Source organism: Muricoccus radiodurans, assembly GCF_050154705.1.
Lineage (GTDB): Bacteria > Pseudomonadota > Alphaproteobacteria > Acetobacterales > Acetobacteraceae > Roseomonas > Roseomonas radiodurans.
This window is the reverse complement of record NZ_CP189561.1, coordinates 4,862,266-4,879,105: the sequence shown is the minus strand read 5'-3', so window position 1 is coordinate 4,879,105 and position 16,840 is coordinate 4,862,266. Positions and strand designations below refer to the sequence as shown.

13 protein-coding genes are annotated in these 16,840 nt (G+C 70.0%); 9 read left to right on the top strand and 4 right to left on the bottom strand.

Features of this window, described 5'->3' with window-relative positions:
• Nucleotides 1-293: 293 nt before the first annotated feature.
• From ACP6CK_RS22715 to ACP6CK_RS22695, 5 genes are all read left to right on the top strand, one after another.
• Entirely contained in the window at nucleotides 294-614 is a 321-nt protein-coding gene (locus ACP6CK_RS22715; protein ID WP_426955594.1) for a nitrile hydratase, read from the top strand.
• Nucleotides 611-979, top strand: coding sequence for an SH3-like domain-containing protein (locus ACP6CK_RS22710; protein WP_426955593.1), 369 nt, complete (start codon nucleotides 611-613; stop codon nucleotides 977-979). Before ACP6CK_RS22715 ends, ACP6CK_RS22710 begins: the two co-directional genes overlap by 4 nt.
• Nucleotides 980-1,597: a nitrile hydratase subunit alpha gene (locus tag ACP6CK_RS22705; protein ID WP_426955592.1), complete on the top strand. Its 618-nt coding sequence runs from the start codon at nucleotides 980-982 to the stop codon at nucleotides 1,595-1,597. It abuts the gene before it with no gap.
• A 453-nt stretch (nucleotides 1,598-2,050) separates the two neighbouring features.
• Complete coding sequence (locus ACP6CK_RS22700) at nucleotides 2,051-3,160, top strand: fumarylacetoacetate hydrolase family protein (RefSeq protein ID WP_426955591.1); 1,110 nt, start codon at nucleotides 2,051-2,053, stop codon at nucleotides 3,158-3,160.
• Between the two features lie 236 nt (nucleotides 3,161-3,396).
• Entirely contained in the window at nucleotides 3,397-4,245 is an 849-nt protein-coding gene (locus ACP6CK_RS22695; protein ID WP_426955590.1) for a creatininase family protein, read from the top strand.
• 12 nt (nucleotides 4,246-4,257) lie between these two features.
• Here ACP6CK_RS22695 and ACP6CK_RS22690 read toward each other — a convergent pair whose 3' ends face one another.
• The 4 genes from ACP6CK_RS22690 to ACP6CK_RS22675 form a co-directional block, all read right to left on the bottom strand.
• Entirely contained in the window at nucleotides 4,258-5,256 is a 999-nt protein-coding gene (locus ACP6CK_RS22690) for a Bug family tripartite tricarboxylate transporter substrate binding protein (RefSeq protein WP_426955589.1), read from the bottom strand.
• A gap of 147 nt (nucleotides 5,257-5,403) precedes the next feature.
• Entirely contained in the window at nucleotides 5,404-6,399 is a 996-nt protein-coding gene (locus tag ACP6CK_RS22685) for an amidohydrolase family protein (RefSeq protein ID WP_426955588.1), read from the bottom strand.
• A gap of 183 nt (nucleotides 6,400-6,582) precedes the next feature.
• The gene (locus tag ACP6CK_RS22680) at nucleotides 6,583-8,565 is read right to left on the bottom strand and encodes a DEAD/DEAH box helicase (RefSeq protein WP_426955587.1); all 1,983 of its coding nucleotides are present in this window, start codon (nucleotides 8,563-8,565) and stop codon (nucleotides 6,583-6,585) included.
• A gap of 470 nt (nucleotides 8,566-9,035) precedes the next feature.
• Nucleotides 9,036-9,734, bottom strand: a complete 699-nt coding sequence (locus tag ACP6CK_RS22675; protein ID WP_426955586.1) for a hypothetical protein — start codon at nucleotides 9,732-9,734, stop codon at nucleotides 9,036-9,038.
• A gap of 370 nt (nucleotides 9,735-10,104) precedes the next feature.
• On the opposite strand from ACP6CK_RS22675, the gene ACP6CK_RS22670 reads away from it, so the two are divergent.
• From ACP6CK_RS22670 to ACP6CK_RS22655, 4 genes are all read left to right on the top strand, one after another.
• Nucleotides 10,105-11,145 (top strand): hypothetical protein, encoded by a 1,041-nt coding sequence (locus tag ACP6CK_RS22670; protein WP_426955585.1) that lies wholly within the window; start codon nucleotides 10,105-10,107, stop codon nucleotides 11,143-11,145.
• Between the two features lie 523 nt (nucleotides 11,146-11,668).
• Nucleotides 11,669-12,895, top strand: a complete 1,227-nt coding sequence (locus ACP6CK_RS22665; protein ID WP_426955584.1) for a cytochrome P450 — start codon at nucleotides 11,669-11,671, stop codon at nucleotides 12,893-12,895.
• Nucleotides 12,892-15,837, top strand: coding sequence for a Dyp-type peroxidase (locus ACP6CK_RS22660; protein ID WP_426955583.1), 2,946 nt, complete (start codon nucleotides 12,892-12,894; stop codon nucleotides 15,835-15,837). Before ACP6CK_RS22665 ends, ACP6CK_RS22660 begins: the two co-directional genes overlap by 4 nt.
• The gene (locus ACP6CK_RS22655; protein WP_426955582.1) at nucleotides 15,834-16,622 is read left to right on the top strand and encodes a hypothetical protein; all 789 of its coding nucleotides are present in this window, start codon (nucleotides 15,834-15,836) and stop codon (nucleotides 16,620-16,622) included. The genes ACP6CK_RS22660 and ACP6CK_RS22655 overlap by 4 nt, the downstream gene beginning before the upstream one ends.
• The last annotated feature ends 218 nt before the right edge of the window (nucleotides 16,623-16,840 follow it).

Below are 16,840 nucleotides of genomic sequence, written 5' to 3'. Positions count from 1 at the left end.
GCTGTTCGGGGTAGGGCATCCTCCATCGTGGTTCGCGGTGGCGCTCTCGGGCTTCGTGACGGCCTGATCGTAAACGCATCCGTACATGCCGGCTTGCCGGGGAGGAGCGACGGCGCGGCGGCTGTTCGGTCACGATGTACCCGTATCCCCGATGCCACCTCGGTAGCGACCAGCCGGCTGGCGACCATCATCGGCCCGCCCGCAGGGACGGGCGCTGCACCGCCGAGCTGGGCGACATCTCCCGTGGTGCCGGACAAGTGGACGCACTTGGCCCGCCGTCCTAGCCTCGTACCATGAGCGACGCCGCCCTCAGCGCCGGGTCCCCATTCGAGGCCCCGGTCCCCGCCACGCACGACATGGGCGGGGCCCCGCGCTTCCGTTGCACCGCCGTGGAGCGTGACGAGGCACCGCCCGACGACTTCGGCAAGCGCGTGGATGCCCTGCGTCAGCTCCTGGCCCAGAAAAAGCTGATGACGGTGGACGAGCTCCGCCGGGGGATCGAAGCGATTCCGGAAAGCGAATACCTGGACCTCACCTATTATGAACGCTGGCTTCGCTCGATCACCACGCTGATGCTCGAGAAGGGCGTCGTGACGCAGGAGGACCTGCGATGACCCCGGCCGAGGGCACCAGTGCCGCTGCCTCCGATCCACCCGGCAGGCCCGCCGCCACGGCGCCCCGTTTCCCGCCCGGCACCCGGGTTCACGTCAGGGACGACTGGCCAGAGCGCCGCGGCCCCTGCCATATCCGCACGCCGCACTACCTGCGGGGGCGTACCGGGACGGTGCAGCGCCTTCTCGGCAGCTTTGCGAACCCCGAGGATCTCGCCTTCGCCCGGCCGGCACCGAAGCGTGCTCTCTACCATGTCCTGTTCGAGCAGCCGCCGATCTGGAATGAGGGCCACCCCGGCGACGAGGTGCTGGTCGAGATCTTCGAGCACTGGCTCGAGCCTCTTGAGCCTGCAAGGGGCGCCGCCTGAATGAGCGCTCCCGCCCGCCCCGACTCCCCCGCACGGCTCGAAGCCCTCATCGCCGCCCTCAAGGCAAAGGGCATCCTGACCGAGGAGGAGCTGAGCGCCCGCCAAGAACAGACGGATCGCGCGAGCCCTGAGATCGGCGCCCGCATGGTGGCCCGGGCCTGGCTCGACCCTGAATGGAGGCAACTCCTGCTCTCGGACGGCACCGCCGCGGCCGAAGCGTTGGGGGTGTCCATGGCCGGTGCCCCACCTCTCGGCGTGCTCGAGGACACGCCCCAACGGCATCATCTGGTCGTCTGCACCCTCTGCAGCTGCTACCCGCGCGCGGTGCTCGGCTACCCGCCGCATTGGTACAAGAGCTTCGGCTACCGGGCCCGCGCCGTGCGTGATCCCCGGGGCGTGCTGGCCGAATGGGGCACGGCCCTGCCCGAGGGGGTGGAAGTGCGTGTGGTGGATAGCACCGCCGATTTCCGCTGGATGGTCTTGCCACTTCGCCCTGCCGAAACCGATGGTTGGTCCGAGGATCGTCTGACGGAAATCATCACGCGCGACGTGCTGGTCGGGGTCGCGCTGCCACGACCGCCGCCATCCACGACATCTGCGCAAGCCAGTTGGAGTTGAATAGGGCTGCGTTCGGGTTCTGTGACCAGTGGCGGCCATTCTGCCTCGGGCGACGTCCGGCCATCGTGATCCGCACGGTTCCGAGTTTGCAGCCAGCTCGGCGCGGCGATCGGCATCTCCAGCGGCCAAAGGTCGAAGCGGACCGGGGAGGCCGAGCCGGCTGCCGAGTTCAATCGACACCCCTTTTGCCGTGGCAACTGGTCGACTGGACCGGGTCAGCGGGACGGCGCCGGACCTTAACCATCACGGCGTGACCGGTCTAAACAAGCCGAAACAGATCGGAGGAAGCGAATCATGCAGGAAGCGGCGGGCCGTGGTGCCGATCAGCGTTCACCGTCTCCCGTTCTCCCGACCATCCCAGCCTTTCGGCCGGAATCGGTGCTACCGGACGATGCCGGCGCCGCAACCCTGGTGGGGCGGGTGTGGCATCCGGCGTCGAGAGGTCCCTGCGTCGTGGCGCTCCGCGGCGGCGAGTTGCTCGATATCAGCGCTGCCTTTCCGACCCTCAGCGAGCTCTGCGCGGAGGAGGATCCCGCGGTGGCGCTACGCGGCGCGACGGGTCCTTCGCTCGGGCAGGTCGGCGCCATCCTCGCCAACACGCCGCCCGAGGCGCGCGACTCCACCCAGCCCTGGATGCTGGCGCCGGCCGACCTCCAGGCGCTGAAGGCGGCCGGTGTTACCTTCGTCGCTTCCATGCTGGAGCGTGTCATCGAGGAGCGCGCCAAGGGTGCTCCCGAAGCGGCCGAGGCGATCCGCGCCCAGGTGACGAACGCCATCGGGGGCAACCTGCGCGCGCTGCGGCCCGGCTCGCCGGAGGCGGCCGAGGTGAAGGCGCTGCTGCTGGAACAGGGCATGTGGAGCCAGTACCTCGAGGTCGGGATCGGCCCGGACGCGGAGATCTTCACCAAGGCCCAGCCGATGGCCGCCGTGGGAACCGGCGCGGACGTCGGCATCCGCCCGGACTCGGCCTGGAACAACCCGGAGCCGGAGGTGGTCCTGGCCTGCTCTCCCTCTGGCCGGGTGGTGGGCGCCACCCTCGGCAACGACGTCAACCTGCGCGACTTCGAGGGCCGCTCCGCGCTGTTGCTGTCCAAGGCCAAGGACAACAACGCGAGTTGCGCCCTCGGTCCTTTCCTGCGCCTCTTCGATGCCGGCTTCAGCCTGGATGACGTGCGCCGCGCGGAGCTGTCGCTATCCGTGCAGGGACCCGACGGCTTCGTGCTCGAGGGCTCGTCCCGCATGTCGGAGATCAGCCGCGATCCGGCCGAACTGGTCGCGCAGGCCATGAACGAACACCACCAGTATCCCGATGGTGCCATGCTGTTCCTGGGCACGATGTTCGCCCCGACCAAGGACCGGCTCGGGCCGGGGCAGGGTTTCACCCACCTGGTGGGGGACATCGTGTCCATCGCCAGCCCGCGCCTGGGCCGCCTGACGAACCGGGTGCGCCACACGCATGACTGCCCGCCCTGGGTTCACGGCATGGGCTGGCTGATGCGGCACCTATCCGAGCGCGGGCTCCTCGGCAGAGCCGCCGCAGGGGTACGCGGCGCCGGGCGCTGACGGAGCAAGCCTTGCGCTCCTGAATGGCACAAGCGGATCTCGGCCGTCTTCTTCGAAGCGGCCCCACAGTGCCGGGGCCGAACAGAGGCAGAAATCCTGGCCCGCACACACTGCTTCGGCTCTGTCGCGGGGGCTCAGGCAGAGCGATGAGAATCGCCTGATGTTCGAGCGGTCTTCCCGGCTCTGGACCACCGCCGGGCAGGCCCGCATCGTATCGGTCCTGGGAGATCGCCACCATGCCACGCACGCCGAGCGTCTGGATGCACGAGATGTCGTGGAACGAGGTGGATGACCACCTGCGTCGCGATGACGTCGCCCTCGTGCCCATCGGTGCGACGGAGCAGCATGGGCACTTCGCCCCCATGCTCCTGGATACCGGCTGGGCCATCGTGGTGGCGGAGGAGGCGGCCCGCCGCTGCGGCTGCCTCGTCACGCCGCCGCTGCATTTCGGCTGGTCCAGCGGCCATATGTCCTATCCCGGCGCGATCGGGCTGCGCGCGGAGACACTCACGGCGGTCGCGACCGACATCGCGCAGTCCCTGCTGCACTCCGGCTTCCGGCGCGTCGTCTTCGTGAACGGGAACCGGATCGCCAACCTGCCGCCTCTCGAGATCGCGGCCGTGAGGCTGCGTGTCGAGACCGGGGCCGCGGTCGCCGTGGCCGACTGCGGGCTCCTGGCGCGGGAGGCCGTGGCCGCCCTTTGCGAGGGGGCCCCGGGGACGATTGGCCATGCGGGCGAGACGGAAATCTCGATGGTGCTGGCCTACTGGCCCCAGTTCACCGACATGGCGAAAGCGCCGGGCGGCTTCCGGGCGACAGCGATCCCCGCGCCAGACGGTCCCCCGCGCCGCGGCCACGGCTCGCTCGACCGCCGACTGGACGGGGACAGCGTTTTCCTGCCGCACACCCCCGAAGAGTTCCGCGCACGGACCGAGGCGCGCCAGGGCGTGGACGGGGACGAGTCGCTCGCCAGCGCGGAGAAGGGGCGCGCCATGGTGTCCGCGATCGCCGACCGGCTCGCGGGCTTCGTGGAGGAGCTGCGCCGGACGGAGGTCGTGGTGCGCCGGACCGCCCCCGTCGTCTGACGAGGGCGATCGCTACTGCCGCTCGATGCGGGCCTCGCTCACGACGCGGGTCCAGAGCGCGGTGTCGTCCACGAGACGCTTCTGGAGAGCGTCCGGGGTACCGGGGCTCGGCTGCAGGCCCATCTCCATCAGCCGGTTCCGGATCTCCGGCTCGGCGACGACCTGGTTGATCGCCGCGTTCAGCCTGGCGATGACGGCGGGCGGCGTCCGCGCCGGCGCCTGCACGCCATTCCAGGAGCCCGCAAGATAGCCGGCGAGCCCCGCCTCCTCGGCAGTGGGTATCTCGGGCAGCCCGGCGAAGCGCTGCGGGGCCGAGATGGCGAGGGCGCGCACACGAGCCCCTGCGCCGAGCTGTCCGAGAATGGGAGGAAGGGTCTCGAAGCCCACCGCGACCTCGCCGGCGGCAACGGCGTTCACGAGGTCCGGGGTGCTGCGATAGGTGACGGTGACCGTCTCGATGCCGGCCATGACGCGGAACAGCTCGGCCGAGAGGTGCTGCGCCGTTCCGACGGCGATGGAAGCAATATTCACGGTGCCGGGCCGCGCTTTCGCCGCCGCGATGACGTCGCTCAGGTTGCGGTAGGGCGAGTTCGGCGCGGTCATCAGCACGTGGCCGAAGGTCGAGATCAGCCCGACCGGCGCGAAGTCCCGCTCCGTGTCGAACGGAAGCGTCTTGTAGAAGGCCACCGCCGTGGACGAGGTGCTGGTGACGAGGAGGAGCGTGTGGCCATCGGGCTCGCTCCGCGCCACGCCCTCCGCCGCCACGATGCCGCCGGCGCTCGGACGGTTCTCGATGAGGACGGGCTGGCCGAGGATCGCTTGCAGGCGCGGTGCCATGAGCCGGGCGGTGATGTCGCCGGCACCGCCCGGCGCGAAGCCCAGGATCCAGCGGATCGGGCGTGTCGGCCACGCTGCGCCGGATGGCTGGGCGAGGGCGGGAAGGGCTGCGGCGGAGGCAGCGCCGGCGAGGAGTGTGCGACGCCGGACCGAGCGCGGCTGGCGGTTGATCATGGCTGTTTCCTCGCTTTCACCCAGCCATCCACGCTAGCATTGATGAGCCGGAATGAAAGGGCGGCAGGTCGAACCCGTCGAAGAGTGTCTGCCGGGAGGGGACGCCGATGGCCCGTGCCGGATGTCCGGGCACGGGCCCTCGGCTGTTCAGGCACGCGGGAATGCGTAGAGGACGGCAGCGTTGTCGACCAGCACTCGCCTGCGCGCCGCCTCATCCGGCACCCACTCCGTCAAGAGATCGAAGAGCGCGGCATCGTCGGGCTTCTCGGCGGGCTCCGTGACGTGTGGCCAGTCGCTGGCCCAGACGCATCGCTCCGGCGCTCCCGTTGCGTAGCCCCGGGCGACAGGGACCGTGTCGGACCACCGCCCGGCCGGTCCCACCTTCGTGTCCATGTAGGCGCCAGAGAGCTTCACCCACGCCTTGCCCGCGTCGAGCATCCGCCGGACCGTCTGGTAGCCCCGATGCTCCACGCCCTTGTCCATCGGAATGCGGCCGAGGTGATCGAAGACGATCGGTGCCGGCAGTCTCGCGAACAGCGCTTCGTTGTCCGCAATCTGGTCGCCCAGCATGTGGATCTGCGTGTGCCACCCCATCGGCTGAACCCGGGCGGAGAGCGGTTCCAGCATCTCGAGCGTCGTCACGCCGGCCTGGACGAGGTTGAAGCGGATGCCCCGCACCCCGGCCTCATGCATCTCCCGCAGCTGCGCGTCGGTCACGCTCGTGTCGACGACCGCGACCATGCGCGTCCTCTCCGGCCCCAGCTCGCGCATGGCCTGCAGGTGCAGCCGGTTGTCGGTGCCGTAGGTGGAAGGTGTGACAAGGACGGAGCGCTGCGTTCCGAGCCGCCGTGCCAGGGCCCGGTAGTCCTCCGGCGAGGCGTCCGGCGGCCTCAGCTGAGTGCGGGGATCAGGTGGGAAGCGCGCGTCATAGACGTGGTGATGGCAATCCGTCGCGAGCGGGGGTGCCGGCGTTCGCGGCGGCTCGGTTCCGGTGGAGAACTTCACCGTCGTCGCGATGCCTCTGACCGGGCTCGCAGCAGCCGCCGCAGGCTGCCCCTGGGCCGATCCGACCATCAGCCCAGCACCCATGCTTACCATCCCCACGCCGCCCAGAACGGCACGGCGGGACAGATCCGTTCCCATCGGTTCCCTCCTGTCGCGCCTGGTTGAGCCGGCGCGTGAGGGAAGAATGAAGGTTGCGTTCCTCCAGGTCGACAGGTTCCTTTCCAGGCGTTCAGCTGGCGGCATCGCTGATGGGTCACACATGGAGGTCCGACCTCTGCAACAATGCAGAAGTCAGGCTTTGTCGCGGGGCGAATCCCCGACTCAGGCGCGGCGCCGCTTGGCCTCGCTCCGTGAGCCAGCGCCCCACATCATCGCGGGCCTGCCCACGGGCGGCCGCCACTCGCCGCGCTTGCGGGCGGCCCAGCCGTAGCGGTGGTCGCCGTCCAGCAGGTGCAGGTGGTCCCGCAGGCGGTTCCGCCCCAGCCACGCCAGCGCCGCCTCGAGCTCCGCGATCGACATCTCCGCCCGGGAACGCCCGCCCAGCGACCGCTTGAGGGCGGCGTTGTAGGCGTGGAACAGCCCCGCCCCGCGGGGCGCGACGGGCACGGGAGCGGCTGAGGTCCCCTCCCCTCCCCCCTGCGCGTCCTCCACCGCCTGCGCGGCCACCATCTCCGCCAGCCGCTGCCGCAGCCGCCGCTCGGCCACCGAGGGCGGCTCCAGCAGCTCTCCTTGCGGGTCCGGCTCCCGCGCCGCGGCCAGCCCCGCCGCGAGGTCCGGGCCGGGGCGCAGCGTGCTGAGCCGCAGCGCGAGGGCGTTGCTCTCCAGCGGCACGATGCCCTGCCGCTCCCGCGCCTCGGCCAGCTCCTCTTCCAGCCAGCCCGGCAGGGGCAGGGCGGCTTGTCGGGGTGAGTGCGGCGGCTTGGCGCGCGTGCCCTGCTCCCGCTCCATGCGCCAGCGGAAGCGCGCGAAGAGCGGATCGTCCGGATGGAACACCAGCGCCCGCTGGCTCTCGTAGGGTCCGGCATGCGGGTCCACCCGCGTCGCCCGCGCGACCATCTGCTCGAGCCAGGGACGCGAGCGCACATGCGTCAGCGCCGCGACCACCGCCACCTCCGGTGCGTCCAGGCCCTCGTAGGCCATGGCCACCGTGACCAGCACCGAGGGCTCGGGCGTCAGGCGAAAGGCGGCCAGTGTCTCGTGCGCGCCCCGCTCGTCCGAGACGGCCAGCGCCACCGTGTGCTGCTGGGCGCTAGGCACCCAGCGCCGGAGGATGTCGAGGTAGCGCCGGGCCTGCCCCTGGTCGGGTGCCACCACCAGCAGCTTGCCCAGGCCCCGGATCGCCCTTCCCTCGCCCACTTCCAAGCGCCCCCGCCGCTCGGCCCGGAGCCGGCGCGCGGCCTCGAAGGAGCGGCGCAGCAGCGCCTCGGCGAAGCCGGTCCGGAGGGCGGTGAAGAGGGCGGGCCGGGTGGTCTCGTTCGGTGCCACGGCGCGCAGACGGTGGGGGCCGAGATGCGGGCGCGGGCCGCCCTCCTCCGGCTCCGGCCCGAGCCAGGCGGCCTCGCCGTCGAGCGCACCGAAGGCGACCGGCAGGACGGCGCGCTCGGCGAGCGCCCGGGCCCGGCTGTAGCCCACCACCGCCCAGCCCGGGGCGGCGAGGTCCACCTCCTGGCGGCCGCCCCCTCCCCCACCGGCGCGATAGGGCAGCCAGAGGATGCGGCGTCCGTCCGCCCGCTCCAGCGTGCCCGAGAGCAGCAGGCGGGCGCTCGCGCAGGCCAGCAGCGGCTCGATCGCGGCGGACCAGGCGGCGGAGGGATCGGGGCCGTGCCCGTCCCGGCCCTCGTGCCCGCCCGCGCTGTCCGCTTGGCCCAGTGCGGGGAGGTGGTGCACCTCGTCGACAACCAGCAGGTATCGGTGCTGGCGGAAGGCGGCGAGGTGGAGGTCAGGGGCTGCGGCGATGCCCTGGTAGGTGGTGACGTAGCCCTCCAGCCCGCGGCAGGGGTCGCCGGGCGCATTCTCGGCCGCGCGGACGGAGAGGCTGTGGCCGAGAGCCGCCCGCCAGGTCGGGTCGGCGAAGGCCTCCTCGGCCTGCAGACGGAGGCTGTCGCGCGGGACGACCCAGCAGACGCGCTCGCAGAGGCCGGAGGCGATCAGCGCGCGGGCGGCGATGACGGGCAGGAGGGACTTGCCCCCGCCGGGGGTGACGGCGGCCAGGATGTCACGCACGCCGCCCGCCTCCCCCGAGGCGATGGCCTGCACCACGGCCAGAACCTCTCTCTGGTGACTGCGCAGCGTAGGTTGCGGCACGACGCTGAGATCCTTCCGGCACGAAGGCTTTCAGCACCCTGATTCCGCTCAGAATTCCCGTCTAGGGAACATATGACGAACTCTCGGGATGTTATGACGGAGATCTGAGCAGCGACTCTCCAAACTCGGCCGTCCTGACGTGGCCGGGTGATACCTTCACGCTCGCGAGGCTTATCGCGTGTCCGCTCGATGACCTGTCAGCCTGGTGCCGATCTGCCCATTCGACTGGGAACCCTAATCTGCAGGACTCGCCAACATCGCGCGGTTGGCCGAGCACGGGACATTCATCGAAATCAAGAATGCCCGCCGCTCCCGGCCGTCGAGAAGAGACGGCCTAGCGTCCGAACAGCGCGGTTCCGATGGACGCGCGGCAGCGAGGCGCGACGGTGGAGGAAAATCGATCCATGTCCTGGCGGACATTGCCCGACAAGCCGCGAGTTCGGACCCAATACACAGAACCGTCTCGTAGGTCAGATGAGGGAGGCCTGCCGTCGCTGGCTGTCGCCGACAGACCTACGCCGGGGTTTGGGAGCGGCGCCGAGGGGCGGTGCCGCCTCCCGGCGGGCAGCCACCGGGCCGGCGTAGCCGTCATCCGCGATGAGACGAAGCTGCTCCGAGGGGCCGGCCGAGAGCAGGGGCATCTCCAGTGGCACCGGCCAGAAGCACTCCACCCGGTCCTCGCCGCGGAGCGCCAGGAAGACCACTCGCTCCACCCGCCCGGCCTCGCCGGTCTCCACGGCAAAGCGAAACATCAGGCCGTCGGCCGCCTCGCCGAGAGCCAGGTTGAGCTGCTCGGCCTCGATCTCCTGCAGCCGGAGGGTCCGGTCGGTGGGGTCGTCGGCCGCGCCCCGGTAGAAGCGCACCGGCACGCCGTGCCCGTTCGAGCCGATGACGAAGACGAAGTGAGCGCTGTCGTCGAGCACCTCGAGCCAGGGGAACTCCCCGGAGGACGCGGCGCGCTTCAGCCGGTGACGCCCGAAGGCGAAGGCGCGGCAGCCGATGGACCAGGGGTCGTCACCCAGGTCGTAGCTCGCCATGGCCAGAGCGTCCCGGCGGGCATTGGCCAGCATGCGGGCGCAGAGGCGAAGGCGTTCCTCGGTCAGCGCCGGATGGAACTCCCAGGGCAGACGGGACGTGGGGGAGGGAGTCGGATCAGCCGTCGATTCCATCCCCGGAGCATAGCAGAGCCGCCTGAGCGGGGGCGGGAACGGATCGGGAAACCGATCGCCTCCGAACGCGCGATGCGGGCGCATGGCAAGAGAGACACGCTTGGCCCGGGTCTTCGTGGAGGGCCTGCCAGACCAGAGGGATCGGGTCGCCGCGCCAACCAGACAGCTTCGGCGTCTCGTCGCACGACGGGGATCGGGACCGGGCCCCGCCATGGTGCGACGCCCGCCAGCAGAGCGGGAGAACAATGAACTCAGAGATCCCGACGGCCCCGGCCCCGAACAGGATCGGCCACTGTCGAAACGAAGGTGCCGTGCGCTTCCTGATCCGCTATCCTGACCGACGAGGGGGCACCTCAAAGCGGGGGCTTGCATGAGCCAGCTCAGCGACGAGTGCGATGCCGCCATGAAGTCCGGCGGCAAGGGACGCGTCTTCGACATCCTGCGGCGGCGCGGCCCGGTCCGGCCGCCCGATCCTGACCTCGATGCCTGGATCCGGAAGACCTACGACGATCCGGCGAACCCCGGGACCATGACCGATGATTGCTGGCTGGCGATGAGGCTGGCGGCTCTCGGCGCGGAACCACGCTGGCCTCTGGCCGACCTTCAGGAGCGCCAGCGCCGGGCGAATGCCCCGGGACGCGCATGGGCCGCAGAGCCGGGTGGGATCGAGGCTGATCTGGCGGCCGCGGGGGTCAGCTTCCGGGCGCTCTACTTCCCCGGCACCACCGCGCGCCGGGCGATGATCATCAGCGGCGTCCATGGCGACGAGCTCGCCGGCGTGGAGGTTGTCGAGACGCTGCTGCCGATGCTGAAGACGGCCAAGCGTTCCTTTTCCTTGATGGTCGTGCCGAGGGTCTTCGCGAAGAACTGCGCTGCCAAGCGACGCAAGACCTCCGACAAGCACACGGATCCCAATCGGCAGATGCCGAAGGTTGGTGACCCGCCGGCCCCGACCTTCGGCAAGAGCGGCAAGCCGGTCGAGCCGGAGAACCAGGCTCTTCTGGAACTCATCCAACGCTTCCAGCCGGAGCGGCTTCTGAGCGTTCACGGCGTGGGAAGCGGCGACAAGCGTGCGGGCATCACGAGCGATCCCCGCGCCAGCTTCAAGGCCGCGGACGAGCAACTCGCCCTGGACATGGCGAAGGCGGCCAAGGCGGCGGGCGCGAGCGTGCCGGGCAACAGCCTCGGATCCGGGAAGCCGGTGGCGACCTATCCCACCCAGCAGGTCGCCCATGAGGACGGCGTGACCCTGGGCCAGTGGGGCAGTGCCGCCGCGGGGCCCCGTCCCGCGATCAACATGATCCTGATCGAGACGAACGGAAAGCCAGCGACAGGCAATCCTGGCGGCCCGCCGGCAAAGGAGCGTGACGCGCTGGTCAAGGCTGTTCTGGACGTCTTCCTCGCCCCGTAGTCAGGCCCGGCGATCACCTGCTCCCCGGATGCGGTGAGAGGACCGCGGCACGGCGCGCCTCTTCGCGGGCTTGCCTCGGAGGCGTTCTGGAGACGGTGAGCGCGGAACGGGATGGGCCGGAGAGGCCGCGCCCACTCCGGGTGCGCCGTGCTGCAGCGTCAACCGACATTGGAGACTCATCCGGCAGCGACAGCGCAGACCAGTCGCCTCCTCTCATATCGGTACCTCGGCTCATGCCTGGGGACGGCAAGCAACAGCAAGCTCATCCCGGACCGATGCTGGGCGCGCGATGTCTTTGTTCGCCAGACGTCACGACAAGAACCAATCGACGTTCCATGAACCGTGTGACGCCTCGCGCATCGCCGTCCACCGATGACACTCCCCGCCGGGCATGCCGGAGGCATAACCCTGAAGAAGGGTTCAACCCTCCCCGGGCACGATTTTCCTGCACATCAGTTCGAAATCGTAGCAGAATGCGGCGCGCTGTGATGAGGCGTTCGGGGCAGAGGAGGACGGCTCCCGTATGAATCCTGCGCCCGATACCGCTTTCCCCGTCGATGTGGTGACTCCATCGGGGGTGGGCGGCTTCGCTGCAAAGTTCACCGCCGAGCAGCCCTTGCCGGCCTTGGCTGCGCGCCTTGGAGCTTGGCTCGCAGGGCTCTGGGGCGGTCCGTTCCGCCTCGGCCATACCATCATCCTGGCCCGCCATGCCGACGTGGCAGAGATGCTGGCCCGCGATCTCGACTTTCGCATCGCCCCGGTGAACGGCCCGCGGATCGATGCCGTGAACGGTCCTTTCGTCCTCGGCCTGGACCGCGGTGCTACCCTCATCCGGGAGCGTGCCGCGCTCTACCGGGCGCTCTCCCAGGTCGACCTGTCCGCGATCAGGGTCTCTGTCGCACATCAGGCCGCCGAGCGGATCGAGGCAGCGGGCGACGATGGGATCGACGTCGTGGGCGGCTACGCTCGTCCGATCGCGGCGCGCACGGCCCGCGCCCTGTTCGGAACCGGCGGCCCGGATGAGCGGAGCTTCATGGATGTGGCGCGAGCCATCTTCGCCCACGTCTTCCTGAACCTGTCCGGCGACAAGGTGGTCGAGGCGCGTGCCCTGCGCGCGGCCGGTCCCTTAAGGCGCTGGCTCGCTGACGAGATCGCGGCGCGGCGCGCCGCCGGCGACCTCGGCACGGATATGATGGGAGCATTGCTGCGGGACGGGTTGCTGGACGACGACGGGGTCCGGCGCACGCTCGGCGGCATGCTGGTCGGCAGCATCGACACGACGGCCACTGCCGTCGCGAAGATCATCGCCGTGATCGGTCGCGATCCCGCCCTGCTGGCGCGTGTGGCCGCCGACGCGGAGGATCCGGAGTGTCTCGCCGGCTGGTGCCGGGAAGCCCTGCGACGCTGGCCGCACAACCCCATCCTGATGCGACGGGCCGCTGCGCCGACCCGGCTGGGCACGGTCGAGATCCGCGCAGGGGATCAGGTCGTTGCCTGGACCCAGGCCGCCATGCTCGACCCGGATGTCTTCCCCGACCCTCAGACGATGCGCCCCGACCGGCCGGCCGCTGCCTACCTGCATTTCGGCGGCGGGGTGCACCCCTGTGCCGGCCGGGCGATCAACGCCTTTCAGATCCCGCTCCTCGTCGGCGCGCTCATCCGGCGGGGAATCGCCGGTATCGGCCCGGTGGAATGGGCGGGCCCTTTCCCCGACCGCCTGACGGTCCGCTTCGGACGGGACATGGCATGACCCACGCAATGGTGACCGTGATCGCCCCCCTGGCCCCCGGCCGGGTACAGGAAGCGGAGTCCGTGATCGACGGGTTGGGCAACCCACCTCGCGATCACCTGCGCACGGCGCTCGACCGGCTGGACGGGGAAGAGGGCACCCATTTCGTCAGCCTGCACGCCCTGCGCTCCGCCGACGGCACCCGGGCCTACCTCTTGCTGGAGTTCTCGGCCGACGGCACCGAGGAGGCGGCACTCGCCCGGATCGTCGCCGCCATCGGAGAGGACCTCCGGCCGGTCTTCACCCTGGCTGCCGATTGGAAGGACGGTGCCGACCTCCGCGCCTACCTGCGCGGCCATCAGGTGCGCGTCGGCGGGGGATGGTTCGACAACCCGGGCCTTGCCTTCGCGGGCACGCCGGGGCTGAGCGTCGGCCGCATCCGCGCGGAGGCCCGGCTGGCCAAGGCGGTGGCGACGCTTCTTGGCCAGCAGCCCGGCGACCTGCACGCGCTGGAGCGGATGGAAGCGGTGCGCGCGCGCATCGCCGATCGCCCGGACCTCGCCTTCGCCTTGGAGCCCGCGGATCCAGAGCCCCCGTTCGAGCAGCCCTCGGTGGCCGCCTTCGTCGCCGGGCTCGCCGGCTCCTTCGCCGTGACCTACCTCTGGCCACTGGGCCTTCTCCTGCTGGCTCTGGCGGTCGGCTCAGGCCTGCACGCGGCCTGGCCGGCGCACGGCGCCGGCAAATGGCTCGGTGCCTTCCTCGGTGGTGCACTCCCGGTGCTCTGGACCGGCCTCTGGATGGCGCTGCTGCTGGTCGTGGTCGTGGTCGTCATCGGCCTTGTTCGGCTGCGCGATGCCGAATCGCGCGACCTGGTGGAGGAGCGCGCGCCCGATCGGGCGACCAACGCGGCCCTCTTCGTGCGGGAGAACCGCGTCGCACAGAACCACATGATCTCCGTCACCCAGCGCAAGCCGGGTTTGCTCCGCTGGTTCACGGCCCGGCTGGTCTTCTGGGCAATCGGCCAGTTTGCGACACGCTACTACCGGCCCGGCTTCCTCAGCGACATCGGCACCATCCATTTCGCCCGCTGGGTCACCGCCCCGCGCAGCCCGGACCTCATCTTCCTCTCCAACTACGGCGGCAGCTGGGAGAGTTATCTGGAGGACTTCATCACCCGCGCCCATGCGGGGTTGACCGCCGTCTGGTCCAACTCGATCGGCTTCCCGCGCACCTCCTACCTCATCCAGGGCGGCGCGACGGACGGCGAGCGGTTCAAGCGCTACGCCCGGCGCAGCATGGTGCCCACACGGTTCTGGTACTCCGCCTACCCCGAGCTCACCACCGCGACCATCCGCACCAATGCAGAGATCCGCCGCGGCCTGTCGGGAGCGATGACGGAGGACGAGTCCACCCGCTGGCTCTCCCTGTTCGGCTCGGCGGCACGGCCGGCGTCCAAGCTCGTGACGAACGAGATCCAGAGCCTTGCCTTCGGCGGGTTGGGCTTCCTGCGCTTCGGGACCTGTCTCGTCTTCGATCTGCCGGAGGACCGCGGCCGGGCGCGGGACTGGCTGGCCTCCGTGCGGCCGCACATCGCTTTCGGGGATGGGCGACGTCTCGGCAGGGAGGCGGTCGTCATCCTCGCCCTTGGTGCGCGTGGCCTCGCTCGGCTCGGTCTCCCGGAGAGCTGCCTGGACACGTTTCCCTTCGCCTTCACCGAGGGCATGGTGACCGAGGCGCGCGCCCGCATTCTCGGTGACCATGGCGAGAACGGGCCGGCAGCTTGGCGCTGGGGCCAAACCCCGCCGGACGCCGCACTGCTGGTCTATGGGCGTACCTCGGAGGCTCTCGAGGCGTTGGAAGAAGCTCTCGCGAGCCACACGACACGCCTGGGCATGGCCGCGCCACACCGCATCCGCATGAAGCCCGTCTCGGAGGACAAGCGGGAGCCGTTCGGCTTCGTGGATGGTGTTTCGCAGCCGGTGATCCGGGGCACCTACAAGGGGCTGCGCAACGCCGATCCGATTCATCTGGTCGAGCCTGGCGAGTTCGTCCTCGGCTACCCGGACAACCGCGGCAATATCCCGCCTGGACCAACCCTGCCGGCGATAGCCGACCCCGCCAATCACCTTCCTCTCGTGACACCCGGCGTGGATTTCGGCCGCACCGCCGTGGAGGGCACGCGCGACGTCGGCTTCAACGGCAGCTATCTCGTCATCCGCGAGCTGGAGCAGGATGTCGCCGCCTTCGACGCGTATTGCGACGCCGAGGCCGTCCGCCTCACCGATCGACTCTCGCCGCCGAACCACGTCACGGCGGACTTCATCGGGGCGAAGCTGGTGGGACGCTGGAAGGATGGTTCCTCCCTCGCACGCTTCCCCTATGAGGCGCGCTCCGCGGGCCTCGGCGACGATACCCCCGAGACGGCACGGGCCCCGTCCGGCCCGGCCGTCGCGGCACCGGTGCAGCCGCCGCGCCGCGGCAGCGGCCGAAAGGACAACGACTTCCTCTTCGGCGCCGAGGACCCGGAGGCTCTGCGCTGTCCCTTCGGCGCCCATATCCGCCGCGCCAACCCGCGCGACAGCCTAGACCCCGGCTCAGCTGACCAGATCGCCATCAGCAACCGCCATCGTATCCTGCGGGTCGGCCGCCACTACCTTGAGCAGGACGGCGCAAATCCCGGCCTACTGTTCATGTGCCTGAACGGCGATATCGAGCGGCAGTTCGAGTTCCTGCAGCAAACCTGGCTGCGCAGCCCGTCCTTTCACGGCCTCTCCTGCGAGAAGGACCCGCTCCTTGGCGACGCCGAGGAAGGTGCCTGCGCCTTCACCATTCCCAGCCGCGAAGGCCCCGTGCGTCTCTCGCCGATGCCGCGCTTCGTGACGATGCGAGGTGGCGGGTACTTCTTCCTGCCGGGGAAGCGGCTGCTCGACCACCTGATTGGTCCTCAGGGCGCGGCTGCGTGACGTCGGCGCCTGCGCCACGCACCCTCCTGACCTTTGCCCCGATGATCGACAGCGAGTTGTGCCGCCTGTTGCTTGACCGCTATGGGGTGACCTATCAGGAGGAACCGCATCTCTTCGGCTGGGCCTCCCTTCTCTCCCTACGGCGCGGCGGGACCCTCCAGGTGCCCCTCCTGTATGGTGGCGGATTGCGGCTGGCCGGTCCGCGCGCCATGGTCGATCACTTCGAGCCGACCTGCCTCCGCGAGCGGAAGCTTCTCCCGGCACGACAACCCCTCCGCACACAAGTGGAGGCGGATTGGCAGCAGTTCCACGGCCCGTTGGCGGACGACACGGCCGCCCTGGCCTACTTCCATCTGCTTCCACACCGCACGCTGACCGGGGAACTGTTCGCGCGCGGTGTCCCGCCCGGTGAGGCCAGCGCTCTGGATTGGGCCTATCCTCTGCTGCGCGGCGCCTTCACCTTCTTCCTCCGGCTCGGCCCCGGAAGGGCGGCTGACGCGCTGACACGGATCCGCATGGCCTGCGATGTGACGGATGCCCGTCTTGCCGATGGGCGCCCCTTCATGAACGGAGATGCCCTCACCCTCTCGGACCTTGCCCTGGCGACGGCCCTCGCTCCAGTGCTCCTCCCGGATGGCTATCGATCTCCGCACCCACGCGTCGAGGACCTGCCGCCGACGATGAGGGCCGTTGTGGCTGAGTTGCGAAAGCGGAGGACGGCTCATCATGTCGGCAGGATCTATGCCGCCTGCGGCTCGTTCCGGCGGCCATCCGATCACACCTGATCGTATCGGCCTTTGAGCGCACGAATCGGAGGGCTCCGTCCTTCTCAACCCGCACACGGCGGTAGCCGATCAGCGCCGCGGGAAACAGACCAGACACCCGCCATCCTCCCGGGAGCGCCGCCCAGCCTGGGGCGTAGGAGAGCCAAAATAACGATCTATATTCGTTCATATTTGTATTGCACGATTTGCATTGCAATTTTCGGGCAATGCCGCGATCT